The organism is Aureimonas sp. SK2 (genome assembly GCF_029813115.1).
Classification (GTDB): Bacteria; Pseudomonadota; Alphaproteobacteria; order Rhizobiales; family Rhizobiaceae; genus Aureimonas.
This window is the reverse complement of the sequence record NZ_JAPZDS010000006.1, coordinates 31,207-52,925: the sequence shown is the minus strand read 5'-3', so window position 1 is coordinate 52,925 and position 21,719 is coordinate 31,207. Positions and strand designations below refer to the sequence as shown.

Here is a 21,719-nt window from a genome sequence, read left to right as displayed (position 1 = left end):
GGATCCGAGAACGGGAGACCGCAGGATGACCGAACGCTTCGACCTCTACTACTGGCCCGGCCTTCAGGGTCGCGGCGAGTTCCCGCGCCTAGTGCTGGAAGCCGCCGAAGCGCCCTATCGCGACATGGCGCGCCTCGATGAAACGGAGGGCGGCGGCGTTCCCGCCATGATGGCGATCCTCGAAACCGGCATCGGCGGTCGCATCCCCTTCGCGCCGCCCTTCCTGGTCGAGAACGGTAAGTTGGTGGCTCAAGCGGCGGAGGTCTCCGCCTGGCTCGGCGAGCGGCTCGGCCTTGCACCGACCGGCGAGGCGGATCGACTTTTCGCCCGCACGATCGCGCTGACCACCGCCGACCTCGTGGCTGAAGCGCACGACACCCACCACCCCGTCGGCACCGGCCTTTACTACGAGGACCAGAAGCCCGAGGCGCTGCGGCGCGCGACCGAGTTCCGGCGCGAGCGGATGCCGAAGTTCCTCGGCTGGTACGAGCGCCTGCTCATGGCGAACGGGAGCGGCTTCCTCGCGGGCGACCGCCTGACCTATGCCGATCTCGGCCTGTTCCAGATCGTCGAGGGTCTACGCTATGCCTTTCCGCGCCGCATGGCGGCGATCGAGACGGACTACCGTCGCGTCCTGGCGCTCCGCGACCGCGTGGCAGGGGACCCGCCGATCGCCCGCTATCTCGCCAGCCCGCGCCGCATCCCGTTCAACGAGGACGGCATCTTTCGCCGTTACCCCGAACTCGACGGGGATTAGGAGGCCGGCCGCCGCTTCTGCATGCGGATGTCCGAGCCGGCCGTCTCAACCGCGCGCCATCCGAGGCGGTGGTAGAGCCGGGCGGCACGGCTGTCCGGGTCGGTTTCCAGCCAGATCGCGTCGAAGCGTTCGAACAGGGCGGCTTCCGCGCGCGCGATCAAGGCGCGGCCGATCCCTCGGCCTTCGAAGCCCGGAAGGACAAAGGCGGCAAACAGGCTCCCCTCCTCCGCATCGATCATCGAAAAGCCGACGATCCGGCCCGCCTATTCCGCCACGAAAGCGCAAGGCGAGGCCGCCAGCATGGCGCTCACCGCCTCGGGCGTGACGCCGGTGGCCGCCAGCCCCTCCATCGACATCGCGTTCTCGCGGACTTGCGTTCGCACATGGAAAAGGGCGGTGACGTGGTGCGCCCCCGCCCTTCGGATCGTCCAGCCCGAGGGCATGGCCCTTGGTCAGTTCGCCAGCTTGGTCGCGAAGAGGGCGAGGCCCTGCTGGTAGACGGTGGCGCGGTTCCAGTCGACGAGGCGCGCGAAGTTCGGCTCGCCCGGATTGTAGCCGGCACCGGCAACCCAGCCGTGCTGCTTCAGGAAGTTGGCGGTGGAGGCGAGCACGTCCGCCTTGGAGCGGATCAGGTCGCGGCGGCCGTCGCCGTCGAAGTCCACAGCGTAGCGCAGGTAGTTCTTCGCCAGGAACTGCGTCTGGCCGATCTCGCCGGCCCAGGCGCCCTTCATGTCGGAGGCGCGCTTGTCGCCGCGATCGACGATCTCGAGCGCCGCCATCAGCTCCTCGGTGAAGAAGTCCGAGCGGCGGCAGTCGTAGGAGAGGGTGGCGAGCGAGCGGAAGATGTTCATGTTGCCGGAATTGGCGCCGAAGCCCGTTTCCATGCCCCAGATCGCGACCAGAACCTCCTTCTGGACGCCGTAGCGCTGCTCGATGCGGTTCAGCAGGTCGCGGTTCTGGGCGATGATGCCCTTGCCCTTCTTGACGAAGGAGGCGGGCGCGCGGCGCTCCATGAAGGCGTCGAGCGACAGCTTGAAGCTCTTCTGGTTGCGGTCGAGGCTGATGACCTTGGGATCGTAGCTGACGTTGCCGAGCGCTTCCTGGATCGTGCCGCGCGAGATGCCGCTGGCGACGGCCTGCGCCTTGAAGCTTTCCAGCCAGGGGCCGAAGCCCGCGGAGGAATTGCCGCAGCTCTGGGCCAGCGCCGGCGCGGCGAAGGTCAGCGCGGCGGCGGCGAGAGCCGCGCGAAGAAGCGGAAGTCTGCTCATGCGATGGTCCCCTGATTGTCTGATCCGCCGCTCCGTCACCCCCCTCGAAGGGCGGAACCGGCCTTTGGTCGTGCATGGTCGTGCGGAGCCCGTCCGGACCCCGCGGTGATTCGATTCTTCGGCCTTAAACAACAAGAAAGCGTTTGCGAAGTGGCGGCGCCGCGAGGATCGGACGGTTTGACCGACCGTTCGCGCTCACGCTTTCGCGAGGCGGTTGCGCTGGCGACGGGCGGTGGAGCGGCCTATTCTTCCCCCACGACTCGTCCCGAAGCCTTCAGAAAGCCCGCCGATGTTCATTGCCATGAACCGCTTCAAGGTCCTGCCCGACGCAACGCAAGAGTTCGAAGCGCTCTGGGCGAACCGCGAGACGCATCTCCACACCGTGCCCGGCTTCCAGGAATTCCATATGCTGAAGGGGCCGGAGCGCGAGGACCATCAGCTCTACGCCTCCCATACGGTCTGGACGAGCCGCGAGGCCTTCGAGGGCTGGACCCGCTCGGAGGCCTTTCGCGCCTCGCATCGCACAGCCGGCGGCACGCGCCCGCTCTATCTCGGCCATCCCGAATTCGAGGGCTTCGAGGTGATCCAGACCGTGGACGCGGAGGGGCGGCGGAGTTAGAGGCCCCGCCCTATTCGGCCGCGATCGGCCGGACCCAGAGCGAGGAGCAGACGATCCGGCTCGTGTCGCAGCGGTCCTTGTGGCGCTCGGCGATCTGGACGACCTCCTCCATCAACCCGTCCGACAGGCGGGTCGGTTTCAGGCCGAGCCGGATCAGCGAATCGTTGGCGACGACGAGATCGTTCTCGGCCATCTCCTTGCGGGGATTGTCGAGATGCTCGACCGGCACGCCGGTCATCCGCGAGACCATCTGGGCGAGATCCTTCACTCGGTGCGTCTCGGTCATCTGGTTCATGATGCGCACACGCTCGCCGCGCCCCGGTGGCGCCTGAATCGCGAGGGCGATGCAGCGCACGGTGTCGCGGATGTGGATGAAGGCGCGGGTCTGGCCGCCGGTGCCGTGGACGGTCAGCGGATGGCCGATGGCGGCTTGCGCCAGGAAGCGGTTGAGCACCGTGCCGTAGTCGCCGTCGTAGTCGAAACGGTTGACCAGCCGCTCGTCGAGGTCGGTCTCCGGGGTCGAGGTGCCCCAGACGATTCCCTGGTGAAGATCGGTGATCTTCAAACCGTCATTCTTGGCGTAGTACAGGAAGAGGAGCTGATCGAGGGTCTTCGTCATATGGTAGATCGAGCCGGGATCCACCGGATACAGGATCTCGACATTCGCCTCTGCGCCGGCCGAGCGCAGCGTGGCGTCGATGTAGCCCTCCGGGATCGTCATCCCCTTGGTCTTGCCGTAGCCGTAGACCCCCATCGTGCCGAGATGAACGAGATGGGCGTCCGGGCAGGCCTCGACCATCGCGCAGAGGACCGACGAGGTCGCGTTGACGTTGTTGTCGACCGTGTAGCGCTTGTGCCAGGGCGACTTCATCGAGTAGGGCGCGGCGCGCTGCTCGGCGAAGTGCACGATCGCGTCGGGCGAGACCTCGCGGAACAGGGCCTCCAGCCGGTCGTAGTCCTTGGCGACGTCGAGTTCCACGAAGTCGATCGGCGTGTTGCGCGTCTCGCGCCACGCCTGCAGCCGCTCCTCGATGGAGCGGATGGGCGTCAGGCTGGAGACGCCGAGCTCTTCGTCCGTGCGACGACGCACCAGATTGTCGACGATGGTCACATGGTGCCCTTCGGCCGACAGGTGGAGGGACGTCGCCCAGCCGCAGAACCCGTCGCCACCCAGAACAATCACCTTCATGCGGACATCACTTTCGGCTCGCGGCGCGCCCCGGCGCACTCGGTCGCGCCAAGCTCTATCACCGTGAATTGCATTCGGAAACGGACCTTCCGTTTGGCGAGAAAAGGGAAACACGAAACATGCGCATCCTGATCGCGTCCGACGCGGCCGCGCCCCAGGTCAACGGTGTCGTCCGGGTGCTGGAGACCACGGCGGGCTGGCTGCGACGCTTCGGCCACGAGGTCGAGCTTCTCGGCCCGGCGGACTTTCCGCACACGATCCCCGCTCCCGGCTACCCGGAGGTTCGGCTCGCCGTCGCCCCCGGACGCACGATCGCCGAGCGCATCGAGGTTTTCCGGCCGGACTCGATCCACATTCCGGTGGAAGGCACGATCGGCCTGTCGATGCGACGCTACTGCCGCGCGCGGGGCCTGCCCTTCACCACGTCGTTCCACACGCGGTTCGGCGACTATTTCGACCGCAAGTTCGGCTTCGGCTCGGCCGCCGCCTATGCCGCGCAGCGCTGGTTCCACAATGGCGGCGCCGCGATGATGGTGCAGACGCAGACGCTGGAGCACGAGCTGGCCGAGCGCGGCTTCCGCAACATCTGCCGCTGGGGCCGGGCGGTGGATACCGAGCTGTTCCACCCCTGCCGCGGCGAGGCCGGCTTCGACCCGGACTTCCTCGGCCTGCCGCGCCCCTTGTTCCTGTATCTCGGCCGCGTGTCCGACGAGAAGAACCTGCCGGCCTTTCTCGGGCTCGACCTGCCGGGCTCCAAGGTCGTCGTGGGCGACGGGCCTGCGATGGGCAAGCTGAAGGCCGCCCATCCCGACGCGCATTTCCTCGGCTATCGGCATGGCGCGGACCTCGCCCGACACCTGTCGGCGGCCGACGTTTTCGTGTTCCCCTCCCGCTTCGAGACCTTCGGGCTGGTGGTCCTCGAGGCGCTGGCCTGCGGCACGCCTGTGGCCGCTCTACCCGTGCCCGGCCCGCGGGACATCGTCGGCGGCACGCCGCACGCGGTCCTGTCGGAAGACCTGCGCGCCGCAGCCCTCGCGGCCCTGTCGATCGACCGGGACGGCTGCAGGCGGTTCGCGGAAGGGTTTTCCTGGGAAACCTGTTCGCGGGAGTTCGAGGCGAACCTCGTCGCCATTGCGCACGGCTCGTGGGAAACGGCCGGTCGACTGGCTACTGCCTGAAGCACCCGCAGACCGGTGTGGGCGTCGCCAGGAGAGACGGCAAAGAAATGCCCCGGCAGGCCTGTCGGCTCGTCGGGGCAGAAATGGCGGGAATCAGGCCGCCTTGGACGTCGTCTTGCGCACGCGCTTGGGCGCCTTCACCGGCGCGGCCGCGGCCTCGGCCGCAGCGGCGGCGGCTTCCTCGGCCTCGCGCGCGAGGCGCAGCGCCCTCAGGCGCGCGGTCTTGTCGTTGGTGGCCTTGGTTTCCGCATTGATCAGACGCATCGCCGAGCCCTTCTCGGCACGGTTTGCAATGTCGCCGAGTTCGTTCTTGCGAACCGTCTCGGTCCTGACTGGCATATCCATGGGGCATGTCCTTCCCGGCCGGGACCTTGATCCGCTCGCGCGGGGCGCGCCGCACGATCGAAAAACCCGGCATGGCGGCCAGGGCGGCCGCGACAGGAGGATAACTAGGGCGTTCGCGCAACCTTGCGAGAGGCTTGCGGCCTACAGCGTCACATAGGTCCCAAGCTCAACCACGCGATTGGCGGGGATCTTGTAGTAGTCGATCATGTCGTAGGAATGCCGCGCCATCTTGATGAAGAGCTGGCTCTGCCAGCGCGGCATCTCCGAGCGCGCCGCCGAGCGGATGCGCCGTCGGCCGACGAAGAAGGTCGTCGACATCACGTCGAACTTCACGCCCTTTTCGCGGAGCTGGATCAGCGCCTGGACGAGGTTGGGCTCCTCCAGGAAGCCGTAGTGCAGCTCGATCCGCGCGAAGCCGGGCGCCAGTTCGCGGTAGTCGACACGTTCGGCCAGAGGCACATAGGGCGTGTTCACCGTGCGGATGGTGACGATGACGTTGCGCTCGTGCAGCACGCGGTTGTGCTTGAGATTGTGCAGCAGCGCCGATGGCACGGTCTCCGGCGTCGACGTCAGGTACATGGCCGTGCCCGCCACACGCGAGACGGAGGAGGTCTCCATCGCCTTGATGAAGGTCTCGAGCGAGAGGTTCTGCTGCGCGGCCTTGGTGTTGAGAAGGCGAACGCCGCGCACCCAGATCGCCATCAGCACCACAATGCAGCCGCCGATGACCAGCGGCAGATAGCCGCCGTCGGCCAGCTTCAGGAGATTGGCGGCGAGGTAGGCCATGTCGATCAGGAGGAACGGCAGCACCACCGCCATGGCCAGACCGAGACCCCACTTCCAGCCATAGGCGAAGACCACGACGGACAGGAGGCTCGTGACCACCATCGTGCCGGTGACGGCGATGCCGTAGGCCGCGGCGAGGGAGGACGAATCCTGGAAGAACAGGACCAGCATCACCACGCCCACCAGCATCAGCCAGTTGACGGTCGGCAGATAGATCTGCCCCTGCTCGGTCTCGGACGTGTACTCGATCTGCAGGCGCGGCAGCAGGCCGAGCTGGATCGCCTGCTGGGTGAGCGAGAAGGCACCGGTGATCACCGCCTGGCCGGCGATGATGGTCGCCAGGGTGGCCAGGATCACGAGCGGGAAGCGCGCCCATTCGGGAGCCGACAGGAAGAAGAGGTTCGGCAGGACGCTCGGGTCGTGCAGCGCATAGGCGCCCTGCCCGAGATAGTTCAGAAGCAGCGCCGGGCCGACGAAGCCGAGCCAGGCGAACTGAATGGGCCGCTTGCCGAAATGACCCATGTCGGCATAGAGCGCCTCGGCGCCCGTGACCGCCAGGAACACCGAGCCGAGCACCGTGAAGCCGATGATGCCGTGGCTGGTCATGAACCAGAACCCGTTGATCGGGTTCAGCGCGTGCAGAATCTGAGGGGCGTCGCCGATATGCGAGACGCCGATCAGCGCCAGGGCGATGAACCAGATCGACATGATCGGGCCGAAGAAGCGGGCCACCTGCGAGGTGCCGAAGGACTGCACCGCGTAGAGGCCGATGATCACGGCGAGCGCGATCGGCACGATATAGGGATCGAGGCCGGGCGCGGCGACCTTCAGACCCTCCACCGCCGACAGGACCGAGACCGCCGGCGTCAAGATCGCGTCGCCGTAGAACAGCGCCGCGCCCACGATGCCGAGGCCTAGGATCATCTTGTTGGGCTTGGCGAGCGCCTTCTGCGCGAGCGCCATCAGCGACAGCGCACCGCCCTCGCCCTGGTTGTCGGCCCGCAGCACCAGCATCACGTATTTCACCGTGACGACGAAGATCAGAGACCAGACCAGAAGCGACACGATGCCGATGATCTCGCTGGCGGACGGCACCCCGCCGACATGCAGCAGCGATTCCTTCATCGCGTAGAGAGGGCTCGTCCCGATATCGCCATAGACGACGCCGATGCTGCCGAGCACCAAGGGACCGAGGCTCTTGGCGTGCGGGTTCTCGCGCGTCTGGATCTGCGTATCGGCCGCAGGTGCCGCCTGACCGCTGGTCATTCCTCGAACGAGGCCTCCGGGATGGAACGGAACGGGTGGATCAAGCGGCCGGCGCCTTCGCCTCTGGCTGGTCGGGCACCCGCGAACGGGGGGCACGTCATGATGCGCGCCCCGTCTCGCGCCCATGGCGCCGGGGACATGCGGCAGCGGCCATAGCATGGAACCGCGACCGAGCGGAAGGCTCGGCGGAAGGCGACGCCCTTTCGACGCAGGCATGCCGTTTCCGGTCGCATCCAATCGTGCATGTGTCTTTCCGGCAGACGCACGAGGCATATGTATCCCAGCCAAGAGGTCGATCTTTGGCCGGCCGACGAGCTTCCATCGCCGAGCCCCGCAGGGACAGGACCGATCAGCGTGCGAGGAGACCGCTATGACGTCGGATAGGGATCAGGAGATACGAAACCTGGCCTATTTCCTCTGGGAGAAGGCCGGTCGCCCCACGGGCCGGGAACACGATTTCTGGGCCGAGGCCGCACGCGAGGTGGAAGGCGGGCCGGACGAGCGCAAGGACGAAACGGTTCACGAGAACCGCTTCGTCGCACGATAACCGCAAGCATACCGGCTGAAGGGACAAACATGCGCCAGGACATCAAGGAACATATGGACGTCATCGGCGCCGACGGCGTCCATGTCGGTACGGTCGACCGGGTGGAGGAGCACCGGATCAAGCTGACGCGCCGCGACAGCGGCGAAGGCTTGCACAAGGGCCACCACCACTACGTCCCGATCGGCCTCGTCGCCGGGGTGGAGGGCGATCGCCTGCGCCTCTCGGCCAATGCCGACGTCGCCGTCACCTTGGAAGAGGAAGGCGACGGCTCGCCCGTCTGAACCACGCCCGCATCGATGGCGGGAAGGCCTGCTCGGCCGCCCGCCATCCGAAGACGCATCGCCCCGCCGTTGACTCCGCGCCGGCCTTGGGCAATCCTTTCTCCATTCCGAGGGGTGCACCACACGGGTGCTGAGATGGCCGGACGGCCGAACCCTTGAACCTGATCCGGGTCATACCGGCGTAGGAACGGGAATGGGCGTCGTCTCGCCTTCGTTGTCTCCGCTCGACATCCGGGTCTCTTGTGGCCGCTCCGGCCGGGGAGATCGCATGCGCCTGTTCATCCGCCTCCGACCTGACCGACCGGCCCTACGGCTTCGCCCGATCCGGTCCTGAGCGCCGATGCGCGCGCTTCGGGCCGCTGCGCTCGGGCTTCTCGCAGGGATCCTCGCCTGGCAGGCGATCGTGCTTCTGCTCGAGCCGCCGCGCTACATGCTGCCACCGCCCCTCGACGTCGCTCGCGCGCTCGTCGCCCAATCCGGCCGGCTTGCCCGCGAAGGCTGGGTGACGCTCGTCGAGATCGCGCTCGGCCTCGCGCTCGGCACTGCTGCCGGCATCGCCGCCGGCCTCGCGACCGTCGCCTGGCCCCGCTTCGGCGCGTTCTTCTGGCCGCAGGTCCTGATCCTCCAGGCCATGCCGGTTTTCGCGCTCGCCCCGCTCCTCGTCCTCTGGTTCGGCTTCGGCCTCGCCTCCAAGGTGGTGATGGCGGCGCTGATCATCTTCTTTCCCATCGCATCGGCCTTCGCCGACGGCCTCCGCCGCACCGATCCCGACCTCCTCGACGCTACGGCCATGACGGAGGCGAGCCCTTTCCAAGCGCTCTGGCACGTGCGCGTGCCGCTCGCGCTGCCGGCGCTCGTCACGGGCCTTCGCGTCGCCGCGCCGCTCGCGCCCCTCGGCGCGGTGATCGGCGAATGGGTCGGCGCGTCCGGCGGGCTCGGCTTCCTGATGATCCAGGCCAGTGCGCGGATGCATACCGACCTCCTGTTCGCCGCGCTCGTCATTCTCGCGGCCCTGACCCTCGTGCTGCGCGCGCTGGTCGACCAGTTCGCTCCCCGCCTCGCCCCCTGGGCGGCGGAGGACATGCCCCCGCCCCTTTTCAAACGACCGACACCGCGAAGGACGCAAGCCTGATGCCGTTCCGTTCCCTCCTGGCCGCCGCGAGCTTTGCCCTCGCCGCGCTCGCCCCCCTGCCCGCGCCGGCCGCCGAACGCCTGAGCGTCCTTCTGGAATGGTTCGTGAACCCCGATCACGTGCCTCTCGTCGTGGCACGCGAGAAAGGCTTCTTCGCCGCACGCGGGCTCGACGTCGAGTTGATCCCGCCGGCCGACCCGTCCGCGCCGCCGCGCCTCGTGGCCGCGGGACAGGCCGACGTCGCCGTCCACTACCAGCCCAACCTCATGCTCGACGTGAAGGCCGGCCTGCCGCTCGTGCGCTTTGGGACTTTGGTGGAAACGCCGCTCACCACCGTCATGGTTCGCGCGGACGGCCCGGTGAAGACGCTGGCCGACCTCAAGGGCCGCAAGATCGGCTATTCCGTCGCCGGCATCGAGGAGGCGGTGCTGTCGGCCATGCTCGGCACGGCGGGGCTGGGCCTGTCGGATGTCGAACTCGTCAACGTCAACTTCGCCCTCAGCGCCTCGCTCCTGTCGGGCAATGTGGATGCCACGATCGGCGCCTATCGCAACTTCGAGCTGACGCAGATGCGCCTCGAAGGTCACGAGGGCCGCGCCTTCTTTCCCGAGGAGAACGGCGTGCCGGCCTATGACGAGCTGATCTTCGTCACCGGCGCCGACAAGGCGGACGATCCGAGGCTCCCCCGCTTCCTCGCTGCCGTGGAGGAGGCCGCGATCTTCTCCACCAACCATCCCGACGAGGCGCTGGCGGTCTTCCTCAAGGCCTATCCCGACCTCGACGACGAGCTGAACGCCCAAGCCTTCGCCGACACGCTGCCGCGCTTCGCCAAGCGCCCCGCCGCGCTCGACGCCGGGCGCTACGAGCGCTTCGCCGCCTTCATGAAGGACCACGGAGTGCTGGAACAGGCGCCCGAATTGGCGACCTATGCCGTGGAGTTGAAGCCGTGACGGCGATCGCGCTCACCATCGCCGGCTCCGATTCGGGCGGCGGCGCCGGCATCCAGGCCGACCTCAAGACCTTCTCGGCGCTCGGCGTCTACGGCGCCAGCGTGCTCACCGCCGTTACCGCGCAGAACACGCGCGGCGTCTTCGCGATCGAGGACCTCTCGCCCGGCATCGTCGCCGCCCAGATCGACGCCGTCCTGTCCGACCTCCCGGTCGGCGCGATCAAGGTCGGCATGGTCTCGCGCACCGAAACGATCCGCGCCATCGCCGAGCGCCTGCGCGCCCACGGCCACCTCGCCGTGGTGGATCCCGTCATGGTCGCGACCTCCGGCGACCGGCTCCTGCGCGAGGAGGCGATCGCGGCCCTTTCCGCCGAGCTTCTACCGCTCGCCCTCGTGGCGACGCCCAACCTCCACGAGGCGGCACTCCTCACCGGGCGCGATCAGGCGGGTGACGAGGGCGAAATGGAGCGCCAGGGCCGCGCGATCCTCGCCATGGGCGCGCGCGCGGTCCTGGTGAAAGGCGGCCACGGAACCGGGGAACACAGCGTCGACCTTCTGGTCGGACCGGACGGGACGCAGCGCCTGACAGCGCCGCGCCTCGCGACGCGCAACGATCACGGTACCGGGTGCACCCTGGCGGCGGCCATCGCAGCCCATCTGGCAAGGGGCCTGGCGCTCGGCGAAGCGGTCGGAGCGGCGAAGGCCTATCTCACCGCGGCGCTGCGCGAGGCCTCGTCCTTGACGGTCGGCCACGGACGCGGCCCCGTCCACCACTTCCACGCATGGTGGCCTGCGGGCCCGAAGGGAGACAGGGCATGAGCGAGCGCTTCACCGACCGGTTGCGCGCGGCGAGCGAGCCGGACTGGACCGCCAGCGTCGAGCACCGCTTCGTGGCGGAGCTGGCCGCCGGAACCGTCGCGCCGAACGTCATGGCGACCTACCTCGTCCAGGACCATCGCTTCGTCGACAGCTTCCTCGCGCTTCTCGGCGCGGCCATCGCCTCGGCCGATACGTTCGAGGCACGCCTGCGCCTCGCGCGGTTCGCCGGCACGATCGCGGGTGAGGAGAACACCTACTTCCTGCGGGCCTTCGAGGCGCTCGGCGTCGCGGTGGAACGCAGGATGGCGGAACCCGACAAGGCGCCGACGCGCGGCTTCCAGGCGCTGATGCGCGAGGCGGCGGAGACGCGCTCCTACCCCTGCGCGCTGGCCGTCCTCACCGTCGCCGAATGGCTCTATCTCGAATGGGCCATGCGCTGCCCGCAGCCCTACCCGTCCCATTTCGTCCATGCGGAATGGATCACGCTGCACGACAATCCGGAGTTCCGGGCCTTCGTCGCGTTCCTGCGCGCCGAACTCGACCGGACCGGCCGCGCCGAGGAGGCACGCGTCACCGACCTCTTCTGGCGCGCGGTGCGCCTGGAGCGCGCCTTCTTCGACGCTGCCTACGAGGACTGACGCATGGATCTCTTCCATCGCCTCCGCCACGCCGCGACGACCGAATGGAGCGCCTATGTCGACCACCCCTTCGTGCGCGCGATGGGCGCCGGCACGCTGCCCGAGGCGGCCTTCCGCCGCTATCTCGAGCAGGACTACCTTTTCCTGATCCAGTTCGCCCGCGCCAACGCGCTCGCCGTCTACAAGAGCCAGACGCTTCGGGACATGCGCGCGGCGCAGGGCGCGCTGGGCGCGATCCTCGACGTGGAGATGGATCTGCATGTGCGCCTGTGCGGCCGCTGGGGCTTGTCGCCCTGCGACCTGGAAGGCGCGGACGAACATCCCGCGACGGTCGCCTATACGCGTTTCGTGCTGGACTGTGGCCAGGCGGGCGATCTGCTCGACCTGCATGTCGCGCTCGCGCCCTGCGTGATCGGCTATGCCGAGATCGCCCGCGCCCTGGCGCCGGCGTTGGGCGACGCCCATCCCTATCGCGAATGGATCGCCGACTATGCCGGCGAGGCCTATCAGTCCGTCGCCGCCCGCGCCCGCGCGCATCTCGACCATCTGGCCGAAACACATCTCGCCCCCAAGCGATTCGACGCGCTCGCCCGGACCTTCGCCACCGCCTGCCGGCTGGAAGCGGACTTCTGGCAGATGGGGCTCGACGCGGGTTAAACCGATTCGAGCAACGCCGCCTAAGCCGATCCGCCAGGCGGAAGCGACGGAACCGAATTGTCAGAGAGAAACCGAAGGGAATGGTGCCCAAGGGCGGAATCGAACCACCGACACTGCGATTTTCAGTCGCATGCTCTACCAACTGAGCTACTTGGGCGCCGTTCGGGATGCGGCCCAGAAGGGTCGTTCCGTTCGGTTCGCGCCTTATAGTCAGGCGCCGTTTCCCTGTCCACCCCCGGCTGCGGCAGCGCGCAAAAAAACCGTCGCACAAGACGCCTTGCGCTCCCCGCCGGCCTATGGCAATAGGACCGCCGTCGGCAAGCTGCGGTAGCTCAGTGGTAGAGCACTCCATTGGTAATGGAGAGGTCGAGAGTTCAATCCTCTCTCGCAGCACCAGTCGCCTCAAGGGCTTGGCGAATCCCGCCTTCTGGAGCCCGACAGTTTTCCCGAGAAAGACGAACCGGTAGCGATCCTTGCATCAGGGATTCGTCGAACTGGCGGCAGACACCCGTTTCTCCTCCGCCATTGCGACCTCGACCGGATGCTCCCGGTACCGCTGCTCGACGCGTTCGGCGCGATGCGTCACCGCCGACTGGCGGACCGCATGCCCGGCTACAGTCTTAGCACGCGTCGAGGTTCGGCAGCATAACCGATTGTTGAATCCTCGATCGGACAATCTGCGAACGTCCGGCCTGCCGACGGCAGCCGACGTGTTCGGAGGAGGATACAACCATGCGCGTCTCGGATATCAGGATCTCGAGAAAGATCGGTCTCTCGTTTGCTGTCCTGGTGCTCGGCGTCGCAACCATGGGCGGCGTGGTCTACGGTACGCTGAGCCATATGGAGACGGTTCGGATCGACAACAGGGCGGTCGATACGGCCTGGCGCGAGGCGATCGCCGCGCGGGCCGCGATCACGCGGACCGAGAACTCGCTGCGGGGCTACCTCCTCTCGCTCGATCCGGTCTACATCAAGAAGATCGAGACCCACAGCGCGTCCTTCGACGCGAGACTTGCGAAGATCCGCGAGATCGCGGGTGCCAGCCCGGAGGCTGCGGCACTCGCCGACCAAGCCGTCGGCGGCATCGCGAAGTGGCGGTCCGGCGTCGTCGATGCGGCGGTTCGGCTCGCGGCCGATCCGGCGACGCTCGATGCGGCCCGGTCGCTTCCCACGTCGGACGCCGCATCGGCGCTGATCGATCCGGTCGAGGCGGCGGTCGACGGATTGATCGCGCTCCAACAGGCGCAGTCCGACCTCAATGGCAGCAATCAGCAGAGGGCCTACGCCAGCAGCATCGCGACGCTCGGCATCGGCATCGCGGCGCTGACCCTCATGGCGATCGCGGCCTGGATCGCGCTGTCTCGCGGCATCGCCGGCCCAATCGCCGGCCTGCGCAACGCCATGGAACGGCTCGCGCGCGGCGATAGGAACCTCGAGATTCCCGCTCTCGGCCGGGGCGACGAAGTCGGCGCCATGGCCGGTGCCGTCGAGGTGTTCAAGCGAGCCGCCATCGAACAAGCGCGCCTCGCGGCCGAAGCCGACGCCGCGCGCCGCGCGCAGAGCGAGCAGCGCGACCGCCAGTCGGCGATCGACAGCGCGAAGGCGGAGGACCTGCGCGCCTTCGTCCATGCCGTCGAGGCCGGCTTCGCCCGGCTCGCCGCCGGCGACCTGACGGCCCGCATGGACCGCGCCGTCGCGCCCGAGTTCGAGCCCATCCGCGCCCAGTTCAACCAGTCCGTCGCCCAGCTCGAGGACACGATCGGACAGGTCGTCTCGGCCGTCGGCGCCATGCGATCGGGCCTCTCCGAGATCACGGTGGCCGCCGGCGACCTCTCCCAGCGCACCGAGCAGCAGGCGGCAAGCCTCGAAGAGACCGTCGCGGCGCTCGGCGAGGTGACGCGCGGCGTCGGCGACACGGCCGCGCGCGCCGACGCCGCCCGCCAGTCCGCCGCCACCGCCTGCCGCGAGGCCGAGCGCGGCGGCGAGGTCGTGGCGCGTGCCGTCTCGGCCATGAGCGAGATCGAGGCCTCCTCCCAGCGCATCGGCAACATCATCGGCGTCATCGACGAGATCGCCTTCCAGACCAATCTGCTCGCGCTGAACGCGGGCGTCGAGGCCGCGCGGGCCGGGGAAGCCGGCCGGGGCTTTGCGGTGGTGGCGCAGGAGGTGCGCGGGCTTGCCCAGCGCTCGGCGGAGGCTGCCAAGGAGATCAAGGCGTTGATCCAGGCGTCCGGCGACCAGGTGTCGTCGGGGGTGGAGCTGGTGACGGCGTCCGGCCGGAGCCTCGAGGCGATCGTGACCCAGGTCGGCGGAGTGGCGCAGGCGATCGCCGAGATGGCGGACGCGGCGCGCGAACAGGCGGTGTCGTTGAAGGAAGTGTCGACGGCCGCCGATCAGATGGACAAGGTCACGCAGCAGAACGCGGCCATGGTCGAGGAAACGACGGCCGCCGCACAAGGGCTCTCGGGCGAGACGGAGGCGCTGGCGGGGCTCGTCTCGGGCTTTGCCACCGGCGGGTCGGCGGCGGGCGCCGGTCGCTCGCCCGCAAAGGCCCGGACGGCGCCGGCGCGCCCGGCCGCCGCGGCGCACGCCCCCGCGCGCCCCGTATCGCAGATGCGGTCCACCGGTCGCGGCGGCGCGGCGCCCAAGGCCGCCCAGGCCGAGGACAGCTGGGAGGAGTTCTGAAACCCGAGCGCGTTTTCAGACTCGCTCGGGCTGCACGACCACACCTGAAAAGCCGTCAAGCACAGGGAGGCCGCGCGCGGCCTTCCTTTTTCAGGTGCGGGGCGCCATCCATGGCGGCGCCCTCCATTGCGCGAGATCCTGCCGGTCCATCTTCTCGATCATGACGTAGCGGGCGCTTTCGGCAGGCGTTCGGCACCACGCGCAGCGCCAGCGCAGAACCTCGATGTCCGCAGTCGGATCGATGTAGCCGACGAAGTCCTGGCATCGATAGGTAACGCGCTTCCCGCAGGATCGACATTCGATCGCGATCCCGAGACGGCGGCGGCAGCCCTCGTCAAAGCTGCGGATCGGCTGGACCACGACGTCAGCCGGCCGCGACACGGCACGACTTGCCAGGTATCTCAGACATCCATGCGCTCCTATTCGGCCGACCCGATTCCCATGTCGGGAACGAAATAGGAACAAAAACATCTCCGCAAGCGGATACGGACCTGTCTTCGATAGACAGGACCACGGGGAAACCCGACGCCCACCCTAGCCCGTCGCGGTTGCATATCCGCTTTGTTGAAACTGTTCGCGCCTTTGCAGAGCGCCTTTCGGCAACTCGAACGAAAACAGCCACCCGAGGGTGGCTGCCTAATTCCTGAAACAAGAAGGTGGCTCGGTCCGCCCTCCCCCGAACGACGTGTCGTCAGGCCAAGAAAGCTGCGTTGAAGGCGTTCGGCGTCACTCCTTGGAGGATGATCACGCCGCCGTCGTCGAAGACCAGCGCCGCCGAGCCGTCTCCGGCCGTCGCGACACGATAGGTCTGCCCGCCGAGGTCGAGCCGGTCGCCCTGTGCGAGGTTGAAGTCGGTGACGATATCGCGCGCGCCCGCAGCCCGCACGAAGCGGTCGGCGCCCGCGCCGCCGGTATAGACGTTGTCACCGGGGCCGCCGACCAGCCAGTCGGAGCCGCTGCCGCCCACCAGCGTGTCGTTGCCGACGCCGCCATAGACCGTGTTGCTGCCGGTGCCGACGATCGTCACCCGGTCGTTGCCGCCATTGGCATAGACGAGATTGCTGCCGTTGCCGGTGATCAGGATCGTGTCGGCCGCATCGACCGGGTCGCTGACGGCCTGCGCGCCGAAGACCGTGTTGTTGCCATTGCCGGTGATGGTGATCGTGTCGGAGCCGGACCCGCCGAAGATCCGGTTGGCCGCGCCGTTGTCGACGCGGACGACGTCGTCTCCGGCGCCGCCGTAGACGGTGCCTGCTCCCGTCGCGCTGTAGACGATGAGATCGTCGCCGCCGTTGCCGTAGACGAAGGCGGCGCCCTGGCCGGACACCGTGATCGAATCGTTGCCGTCGTTCGGGTCGGTCGCCTCGCGCCCGCCGAAGATGGTGACGATCGAACCGCCCGAGATGGCGGCGGTGATCGTGTCCGCTCCGCCGCCGCCGGCGATGCGGGCGACGGTCTGCGACCAGACCAGGGTGTCGTTGCCGCTCGTGCCGGTGAGTACGTCGGCGGTCGGAACGCTGGCGCCGGCCGCGCCGTAGAGACCCCGGATGGCCGCGATGTCTGCCGCGTTGGCCTGCGCCTGCGGGCCGAGATAGGGATACATGATCGACGTGGGATCGTCGGTATGGCTGAGGCCGATCGCGTGCCCGATCTCATGCACCGCGACGAGATAGATCGAGGTGCTCTGGCCGGGGATCGCGCTCCAGCTTTCCGCCGTGTCGAAGGCGATGTCGCTGTCGAGCGTGGTTGCCCCCTGATACTGCCAGCGCGCCACGGCCAGCGTGCCGCCGCGCCCGTCCATGGCGTCCCAGCCGAGCTGGATCTGCGCCGAGGGCGTCGCGACTTCGCGGAACTGGATGTTGGCGACGCTTTCCCAGAAGGCGAAGGCCTTGCGGATCGCGTCCTGGTAGCTCTGGTCGAAGATGTAACCGTCGAACCCGACCAGTGCGGCGCCAGAGACGTTGAAGCTCCAGGTCACGGTGCCGCCGGCGGTGCCGAACGTGGCCGAAGGCCCCCACTTGGTTCCGGTATACGGGTTGTCCGCCATCGTCGTCTCCACAGCCTCGCTGACAGCTTAAGGCTGTCCTATGAACGATATCTCTCCAAACAGGTGTTTGTGGCGCTCGTGCGGACGGTGGTCGCTGGGGATACGCGAGTTCGTCGCCCTTGCAACCGGGGCGCGCGCTGTCAGGATGGGGTCGTCGACGGCTGAGGGGAGACGGCATGTCCCGACGAGACGGCATTCTGGCGCTGTTCGACGCTTCCGGTTTCGGCCTCGAGGTCGGGCCGAGCTACAATCCGCTGCTGCCGAAATCGGAAGGCTTCCGCGTCGAAACGATCGACTATGCCGATCAGGCCGAGCTGCAGCGCAAATATGCCGCCAACCCGACGGTGGACGCCTCCCGGATCGAGCCGGTGGACTACGTGTCGGACGGGCGCCCGATGCGCCAAGTCATCGGCGAGGAAGGGCGTTACGACTTCATCCTCGCCAGCCACGTGATCGAGCACACGCCCGACATGATCGGCTTCCTAAGGGATTGCGAGAGCCTCCTGAAGCCGGACGGCGTCCTGGTTCTCGCCGTGCCGGACAAGCGCTGCTGCTTCGACGTGTTTCAGCGCCTCACCAGCACGGGCGAGGTGCTGGACGCGCACCGCCTCGGCCGCACCCGGCCGAGCTTCGGCTCCATCTTCGACGCCGTCGCCTACGGCGCCAAACAGGACGGCGCGCCGGGCTGGCCCAAAGGCTCCACCGGCGACCGGCAGCTCGTCCATTCGGTCGAGCAGGCAGGGTTCGTCGCGCGGCAGAGCGAGGAAACCGGGCGCTATACCGATGTCCATGTCTGGCGCTTCGTGCCCTCCTCCTTCGAGCTGATCCTGCACGATCTTCATGCGATCGGGGCTATCGGCCTGCGGCTCGACACTCTCCAGTCCTCCGACGAGATGCTGGCGGTCCTCTCGCGCTCGGGCCGCGGCTCGGCGCGCTCGCGCACGGAGCTTCTGGCCGCCGCCCTGGAAGAGCACGCCTACGAGCACGTGGCGCCGCTCGCCGAGCAGTTGGCGGCCGAGAGGGCGCATCCGGCGATCGAGCGCGAGCGCGACCACCTGGCCGCCCTGCTGGCGGACGCGCAGGCGCAGACCGAGCGGATCGACGCGGAACTCCGGGCCGCGCGGGAGGAAATCGACGCGCTCCGCTCGTCCACCTCGTGGAAGGTCACAAGTCCGCTGCGAGCGGTTCGCGGTCTGATCGGCAACTGATCGTAGGCAGTTTGCCTTTCAAGTCCGCTCGAAGCAAAAGCTACGCCTTGCATATGGATAGTGCGCTATCTATGTAGGCCCGATGTCTCCGGTCGATCCCCGTCTCAAGGCCGCCTTCGCCGAAACCCTGGTGAAAACCGCACGCAAGCTGCGCACGCGCTTCAATGCCGAGGTCGTGCGCCACGGCCTCACCTACCCTCGCGCCCGCGTGCTGGCGGTCCTGTCGGAGCGCCAGCCGCTGCGCCAGACGGAACTTGCCGCCGATCTCGGACTTGAAGGGCCGACGGTGGTGCGTCTGCTCGACGGGATGGAGGCGCTCGGCCTGATCGCCCGCCGGGCGGTGGCGGGCGACCGGCGGGCCAAGCATGTGGAACTGACCGAGCACGGCGCGGAGCAGGCCGAAACCGTGGCCGCGATCTCGGCCAAGCTGCGCGACACGATCCTGGAAGGTCGCGACGAGGCCGAAGTGGCCGTCGCGCTCGATCTGCTGCGGGCGATCGCCGACGTGCTCGACCGGCCGATGGAAGGGGACGGCGCATGAGTGAGGAGAGCCCGGCTTCCCGCGCCACGGCGCAGGTCGGCGGCCCCGCCCCGGCCGACGTGATGCCGGACGGCTCGCCCGCCGCCGCGCCCGCGCGCCGCCGCGCGCAGCCGATGCCGCCGCCCGCGCCCTTCGTGCCCAAGCCCGCCTCGGTCGCCGCGCTCTATATCCTGGCCTCGACCCTGATCGCGATGACGCAAGGGTTGGGGCTCAACCTCGTCACCGCCAATCTCTACCAGATCCAGGGGCCGCTCGGCGCCTCGCTGAACGAGACCGTCTGGCTGTCGGCCGCCTATCTCGCGCCCAATGTCAGCCTGACGCTGCTTCTGACCAAGATGCGCGCCCAGTTCGGGCTGCGCGCTTTTGCGACATGGGCGATCGTCGCCTTCGTCGCGGTCGCCTCCCTGCATCTCGTGGTGGACGACATCCAGTCGGCGATCGTGGTGCGCTTCTTCGCGGGCATCGCCGCCTCGCCCATGTCCTCGCTCGCCTTTCTCTACATGCTGGAGTCCTTTCCGCCGGAGCGGAAGATGACGGTGGGCGTGAGTCTCGCCATGACCAACCTCGCGGTGGCCGCGCCGCTCGCGCGCGTCGTCTCCCCGCCGCTTCTCGACCTCGGCGGCTGGAACGGGCTGTTCCTCCTGGAAACCGCGCTCGCCCTCGTGAGCTTCGCCTTCATCCGCCTCCTGCCGCTCAACTCACCGCCCAAGACGCCCGTGATCGAGACGATGGACGTCGTGAACTACCTGTTCATCGCCGTCGGTCTCGGCTCGCTGGCCGTCGTGGCGACGGTCGGCCCCTTCTACTGGTGGTTCGAGGCGCCCTGGATCGGGGGCCTCCTGGCGCTCGGCATCGCCAGCCTGACGGTCGCCGTGGTGGTGGAGCTCAACCGCGCCAATCCGTTGATCGACATCCGCTGGATCACTTCCAAGGAGATCCTGCACTTCGCCGGCACGCTCCTGCTCTTCCGCCTCCTCCTGTCGGAACAGGCGAGCGGGGCGACGGGCTTCTTCCAGGTGCTCGGCCTCAAGAACGAGCAGATGACGGTCCTCTACCTCGTCATGATCGGCTCGGCGGTGGCCGCCGGCCTCCTCTGCACCCTGATCGTGCGCCCCGGCCGGGCGCCCTACATCCACATCGCGGCGCTCTCCTGCCTGATCGCCGGCTCGCTCATGGACTCGCGCGCGACGGCGCTGACGGGTCCAGAGCAGATGTATCTCAGCCAGGGGCTGATCTCGGCGGCGGGGGTCCTGTTCCTGCCGCCGGCGCTGGCCGTCGGCTTCGCCTCCGCCATGAAGCGGGGGATGAACTACATCCTGTCCTTCCTGATCGTGTTCCTGACGACGCAGTCGCTCGGCGGCGCGCTCGGCTCCTCCTTGTTCAGGACCTTCGTCACGATCCGCGAGAAGTTCCATTCGAGCCAGCTCGCCGAGAACATCGTGCTGACCGACCCGATAGTGGCCGCCCGCATCGCGCAGACCGGCGCGGCCTATGCGCGGGTTTTGCCGGACGCCGCGCTGCGCCAGGCCGAGGGGCTTGCGATTCTCGGCACCCAGGCGACGCGCCAAGCCAACATCCTGGCCTACAACGACGCGTTCCTCGCCACCGCCGCACTCGCCTCAGTCGGGCTCGTCGCACTCCTCGTGCATCTCGCCGTGATCCACTGGCGTGCCTGGCGCGCCGCCCCCGATGTCGCCCCCCGCCGCCTGATCCTCTCCGTTCCGAAGTTCGTCCGATGAAGCTGTTCCGCTCCCTGTCCACCCTCTTCGCCCTTGCCGTCGGCATCGCAGGCGTCGCGCTGGTTCTCTACGCCTTCCGCCTTCCGCCCTTCGCCACCAGCGTCGAGATCACGGAGGACGCCTATGTGCGCGGCCAGGTGACCGTGATCGCGCCACAGCTTGCTGGTACCGTGGTCGAGGTGCCGGTGCAGGACTACGAGAGCGTCGCCGAGGGACAGCTGATCGCGCGCATCGACGACCGCATCTTCGCGCAGCGTCTGGCGCAGGCGCGGGCGACGCTCGCCGGGCAGAAGGCCCAGCTCGCCAACTCGCAGCAAGGGCGGCGGTCCGGCGAGGCCAAGGTCGCCGCCAGCGAGGCGGCCGTGGCGAGCGCCCAGTCGGCCTTCGACACGGCGGAGGCGAACTTCGCTCGCATCGCGCCGCTCGCCAGCCAGGGTTATGTCCCGGGCAGCGACCTCGATGTCGCCACGCGCACCCGCGACCAGGCGGCGGCCGCGCTCGACCAGGCCAAGGCGTCGCTTGAAGTCTCGCGCCAGGATCTCCAGACGGTGATCGTCGCGCGCCAGTCGCTGGAAGCGGCGGTGGAAGGGGCCGAAGCGGCGGTACGCCTTGCCGAGATCGACCTCGCCAACACCCGGATCCTGGCACCCAAGGCCGGGCGCCTCGGCGAGATCGGCGTCAAGCTCGGCCAGTTCGTCCAGGCCGGCACGCAGCTCACAAGCCTCGTGCCCTCGGCGGTCTGGGTGGTCGCCAACTTCAAGGAGACCCAGCTTCCCGGCATGACGGTCGGCCAGCCCGTGCACTTCACGGTCGACGCGCTCCAAGGCACGCGCCTGTCCGGGCGGGTGGAGCGTTTCGCGCCTGCGACAGGCTCGGAGTTCGCGGTGCTGCGGCCGGACAACGCGACCGGCAACTTCACCAAGGTCGCGCAGCGCCTGCCCGTGCGCATCGCGATCGACCCCGGCCAGCCGGCCGCCGCCGATCTCGTGCCCGGCATGTCAGTGGTGGTGCGGCTGGATACGGCGGCCGACGCCGTGGCGCCGGCCGGCGGCAACTGACGCGCGAGCC

Annotated in this window: 23 protein-coding genes, 2 tRNA genes and 1 riboswitch; of the genes, 16 read left to right on the top strand and 9 right to left on the bottom strand. The window is 68.4% G+C overall.

What is annotated here, in order from left to right; genetic code table 11:
- Positions 1–25 precede the first annotated feature (25 nt).
- A complete protein-coding gene (locus O5O54_RS09140) occupies positions 26–757 on the top strand; it encodes a glutathione S-transferase (protein WP_279480891.1) in 732 nt (243 codons plus the stop codon).
- On the opposite strand, the gene O5O54_RS09135 is transcribed toward O5O54_RS09140, so the two are convergent.
- The 3 genes from O5O54_RS09135 to O5O54_RS09125 are packed head-to-tail and all read right to left on the bottom strand — an operon-like array spanning position 754 to position 2,025.
- Positions 754–1,011: a GNAT family N-acetyltransferase gene (locus tag O5O54_RS09135; protein ID WP_279481357.1), complete on the bottom strand. Its 258-nt coding sequence runs from the start codon at positions 1,009–1,011 to the stop codon at positions 754–756. The genes O5O54_RS09140 and O5O54_RS09135 overlap by 4 nt on opposite strands.
- 9 nt (positions 1,012–1,020) lie before the next feature.
- Positions 1,021–1,200, bottom strand: coding sequence for a hypothetical protein (locus O5O54_RS09130; RefSeq protein WP_279480889.1), 180 nt, complete (start codon positions 1,198–1,200; stop codon positions 1,021–1,023).
- 9 nt (positions 1,201–1,209) lie between these two features.
- Positions 1,210–2,025: a lytic murein transglycosylase gene (locus O5O54_RS09125; protein ID WP_279480888.1), complete on the bottom strand. Its 816-nt coding sequence runs from the start codon at positions 2,023–2,025 to the stop codon at positions 1,210–1,212.
- Positions 2,026–2,314: 289 nt separating this feature from the next.
- Here O5O54_RS09125 and O5O54_RS09120 point away from each other — a divergent pair, with 289 nt between their 5' ends.
- The gene (locus O5O54_RS09120; RefSeq protein ID WP_279480886.1) at positions 2,315–2,644 is read left to right on the top strand and encodes an antibiotic biosynthesis monooxygenase; all 330 of its coding nucleotides are present in this window, start codon (positions 2,315–2,317) and stop codon (positions 2,642–2,644) included.
- 10 nt (positions 2,645–2,654) lie between these two features.
- Here the strand turns inward: O5O54_RS09120 and O5O54_RS09115 are convergent, their stop codons facing one another.
- Complete coding sequence (locus tag O5O54_RS09115) at positions 2,655–3,833, bottom strand: NAD-dependent epimerase/dehydratase family protein (protein WP_279480884.1); 1,179 nt, start codon at positions 3,831–3,833, stop codon at positions 2,655–2,657.
- A 119-nt stretch (positions 3,834–3,952) separates the two neighbouring features.
- Between O5O54_RS09115 and O5O54_RS09110 the strand changes: the two genes are divergently transcribed.
- Complete coding sequence (locus tag O5O54_RS09110; protein WP_279480882.1) at positions 3,953–5,011, top strand: glycosyltransferase family 1 protein; 1,059 nt, start codon at positions 3,953–3,955, stop codon at positions 5,009–5,011.
- Between the two features lie 93 nt (positions 5,012–5,104).
- On the opposite strand, the gene O5O54_RS09105 is transcribed toward O5O54_RS09110, so the two are convergent.
- On the bottom strand, positions 5,105–5,356 hold the full coding sequence (locus O5O54_RS09105) for a hypothetical protein (protein ID WP_279480880.1): 252 nt from the start codon (positions 5,354–5,356) through the stop codon (positions 5,105–5,107).
- A 141-nt stretch (positions 5,357–5,497) separates the two neighbouring features.
- Positions 5,498–7,408 carry a potassium transporter Kup gene (locus tag O5O54_RS09100; protein ID WP_279480879.1) on the bottom strand — a complete coding sequence of 637 codons (1,911 nt, stop codon included), beginning with the start codon at positions 7,406–7,408 and terminating at the stop codon, positions 5,498–5,500.
- A 370-nt stretch (positions 7,409–7,778) separates the two neighbouring features.
- Here O5O54_RS09100 and O5O54_RS09095 point away from each other — a divergent pair, with 370 nt between their 5' ends.
- From O5O54_RS09095 to tenA, 7 genes are all read left to right on the top strand, one after another.
- Positions 7,779–7,955: a DUF2934 domain-containing protein gene (locus O5O54_RS09095; protein ID WP_279480876.1), complete on the top strand. Its 177-nt coding sequence runs from the start codon at positions 7,779–7,781 to the stop codon at positions 7,953–7,955.
- 29 nt (positions 7,956–7,984) lie between these two features.
- The gene (locus O5O54_RS09090) at positions 7,985–8,236 is read left to right on the top strand and encodes a DUF2171 domain-containing protein (RefSeq protein ID WP_279480874.1); all 252 of its coding nucleotides are present in this window, start codon (positions 7,985–7,987) and stop codon (positions 8,234–8,236) included.
- A gap of 100 nt (positions 8,237–8,336) precedes the next feature.
- Positions 8,337–8,441, top strand: a riboswitch (TPP riboswitch).
- Positions 8,442–8,576: 135 nt separating this feature from the next.
- Positions 8,577–9,368: an ABC transporter permease gene (locus O5O54_RS09085; protein WP_279480871.1), complete on the top strand. Its 792-nt coding sequence runs from the start codon at positions 8,577–8,579 to the stop codon at positions 9,366–9,368.
- Positions 9,368–10,318: an ABC transporter substrate-binding protein gene (locus O5O54_RS09080; RefSeq protein ID WP_279480870.1), complete on the top strand. Its 951-nt coding sequence runs from the start codon at positions 9,368–9,370 to the stop codon at positions 10,316–10,318. Before O5O54_RS09085 ends, O5O54_RS09080 begins: the two co-directional genes overlap by 1 nt.
- Entirely contained in the window at positions 10,315–11,136 is an 822-nt protein-coding gene (gene thiD / locus O5O54_RS09075) for a bifunctional hydroxymethylpyrimidine kinase/phosphomethylpyrimidine kinase (protein WP_279480867.1), read from the top strand. Before O5O54_RS09080 ends, thiD begins: the two co-directional genes overlap by 4 nt.
- A complete protein-coding gene (locus tag O5O54_RS09070) occupies positions 11,133–11,774 on the top strand; it encodes a TenA family protein (protein WP_279480865.1) in 642 nt (213 codons plus the stop codon). The genes thiD and O5O54_RS09070 overlap by 4 nt, the downstream gene beginning before the upstream one ends.
- A gap of 3 nt (positions 11,775–11,777) precedes the next feature.
- The gene (gene tenA / locus O5O54_RS09065; protein ID WP_279480864.1) at positions 11,778–12,431 is read left to right on the top strand and encodes a thiaminase II; all 654 of its coding nucleotides are present in this window, start codon (positions 11,778–11,780) and stop codon (positions 12,429–12,431) included.
- 81 nt (positions 12,432–12,512) lie between these two features.
- On the opposite strand, the gene O5O54_RS09060 is transcribed toward tenA, so the two are convergent.
- A tRNA-Phe gene (locus O5O54_RS09060) sits at positions 12,513–12,588 on the bottom strand.
- 164 nt (positions 12,589–12,752) lie between these two features.
- Here O5O54_RS09060 and O5O54_RS09055 point away from each other — a divergent pair.
- Together O5O54_RS09055 and O5O54_RS09050 are read left to right on the top strand one after the other, a co-directional pair.
- Positions 12,753–12,827, top strand: a tRNA-Thr gene (locus O5O54_RS09055).
- Between the two features lie 336 nt (positions 12,828–13,163).
- Entirely contained in the window at positions 13,164–15,116 is a 1,953-nt protein-coding gene (locus O5O54_RS09050; protein ID WP_279480862.1) for a methyl-accepting chemotaxis protein, read from the top strand.
- A 90-nt stretch (positions 15,117–15,206) separates the two neighbouring features.
- On the opposite strand, the gene O5O54_RS09045 is transcribed toward O5O54_RS09050, so the two are convergent.
- Both O5O54_RS09045 and O5O54_RS09040 read right to left on the bottom strand, forming a co-directional pair.
- Positions 15,207–15,497, bottom strand: a complete 291-nt coding sequence (locus O5O54_RS09045; RefSeq protein ID WP_279480859.1) for a hypothetical protein — start codon at positions 15,495–15,497, stop codon at positions 15,207–15,209.
- A gap of 310 nt (positions 15,498–15,807) precedes the next feature.
- Complete coding sequence (locus O5O54_RS09040) at positions 15,808–17,163, bottom strand: matrixin family metalloprotease (protein WP_279480857.1); 1,356 nt, start codon at positions 17,161–17,163, stop codon at positions 15,808–15,810.
- Between the two features lie 176 nt (positions 17,164–17,339).
- On the opposite strand from O5O54_RS09040, the gene O5O54_RS09035 reads away from it, so the two are divergent.
- The 4 genes from O5O54_RS09035 to O5O54_RS09020 all read left to right on the top strand — a co-directional run bounded on the left by O5O54_RS09035 (position 17,340) and on the right by O5O54_RS09020 (position 21,709).
- On the top strand, positions 17,340–18,371 hold the full coding sequence (locus O5O54_RS09035) for a bifunctional 2-polyprenyl-6-hydroxyphenol methylase/3-demethylubiquinol 3-O-methyltransferase UbiG (protein WP_279480855.1): 1,032 nt from the start codon (positions 17,340–17,342) through the stop codon (positions 18,369–18,371).
- Between the two features lie 82 nt (positions 18,372–18,453).
- Positions 18,454–18,912, top strand: a complete 459-nt coding sequence (locus tag O5O54_RS09030; protein WP_279480852.1) for a MarR family winged helix-turn-helix transcriptional regulator — start codon at positions 18,454–18,456, stop codon at positions 18,910–18,912.
- A gap of 113 nt (positions 18,913–19,025) precedes the next feature.
- Positions 19,026–20,651 (top strand): MFS transporter, encoded by a 1,626-nt coding sequence (locus tag O5O54_RS09025; protein ID WP_407061686.1) that lies wholly within the window; start codon positions 19,026–19,028, stop codon positions 20,649–20,651.
- On the top strand, positions 20,648–21,709 hold the full coding sequence (locus O5O54_RS09020) for an HlyD family secretion protein (RefSeq protein ID WP_279480848.1): 1,062 nt from the start codon (positions 20,648–20,650) through the stop codon (positions 21,707–21,709). Before O5O54_RS09025 ends, O5O54_RS09020 begins: the two co-directional genes overlap by 4 nt.
- Positions 21,710–21,719: the final 10 nt, after the last annotated feature.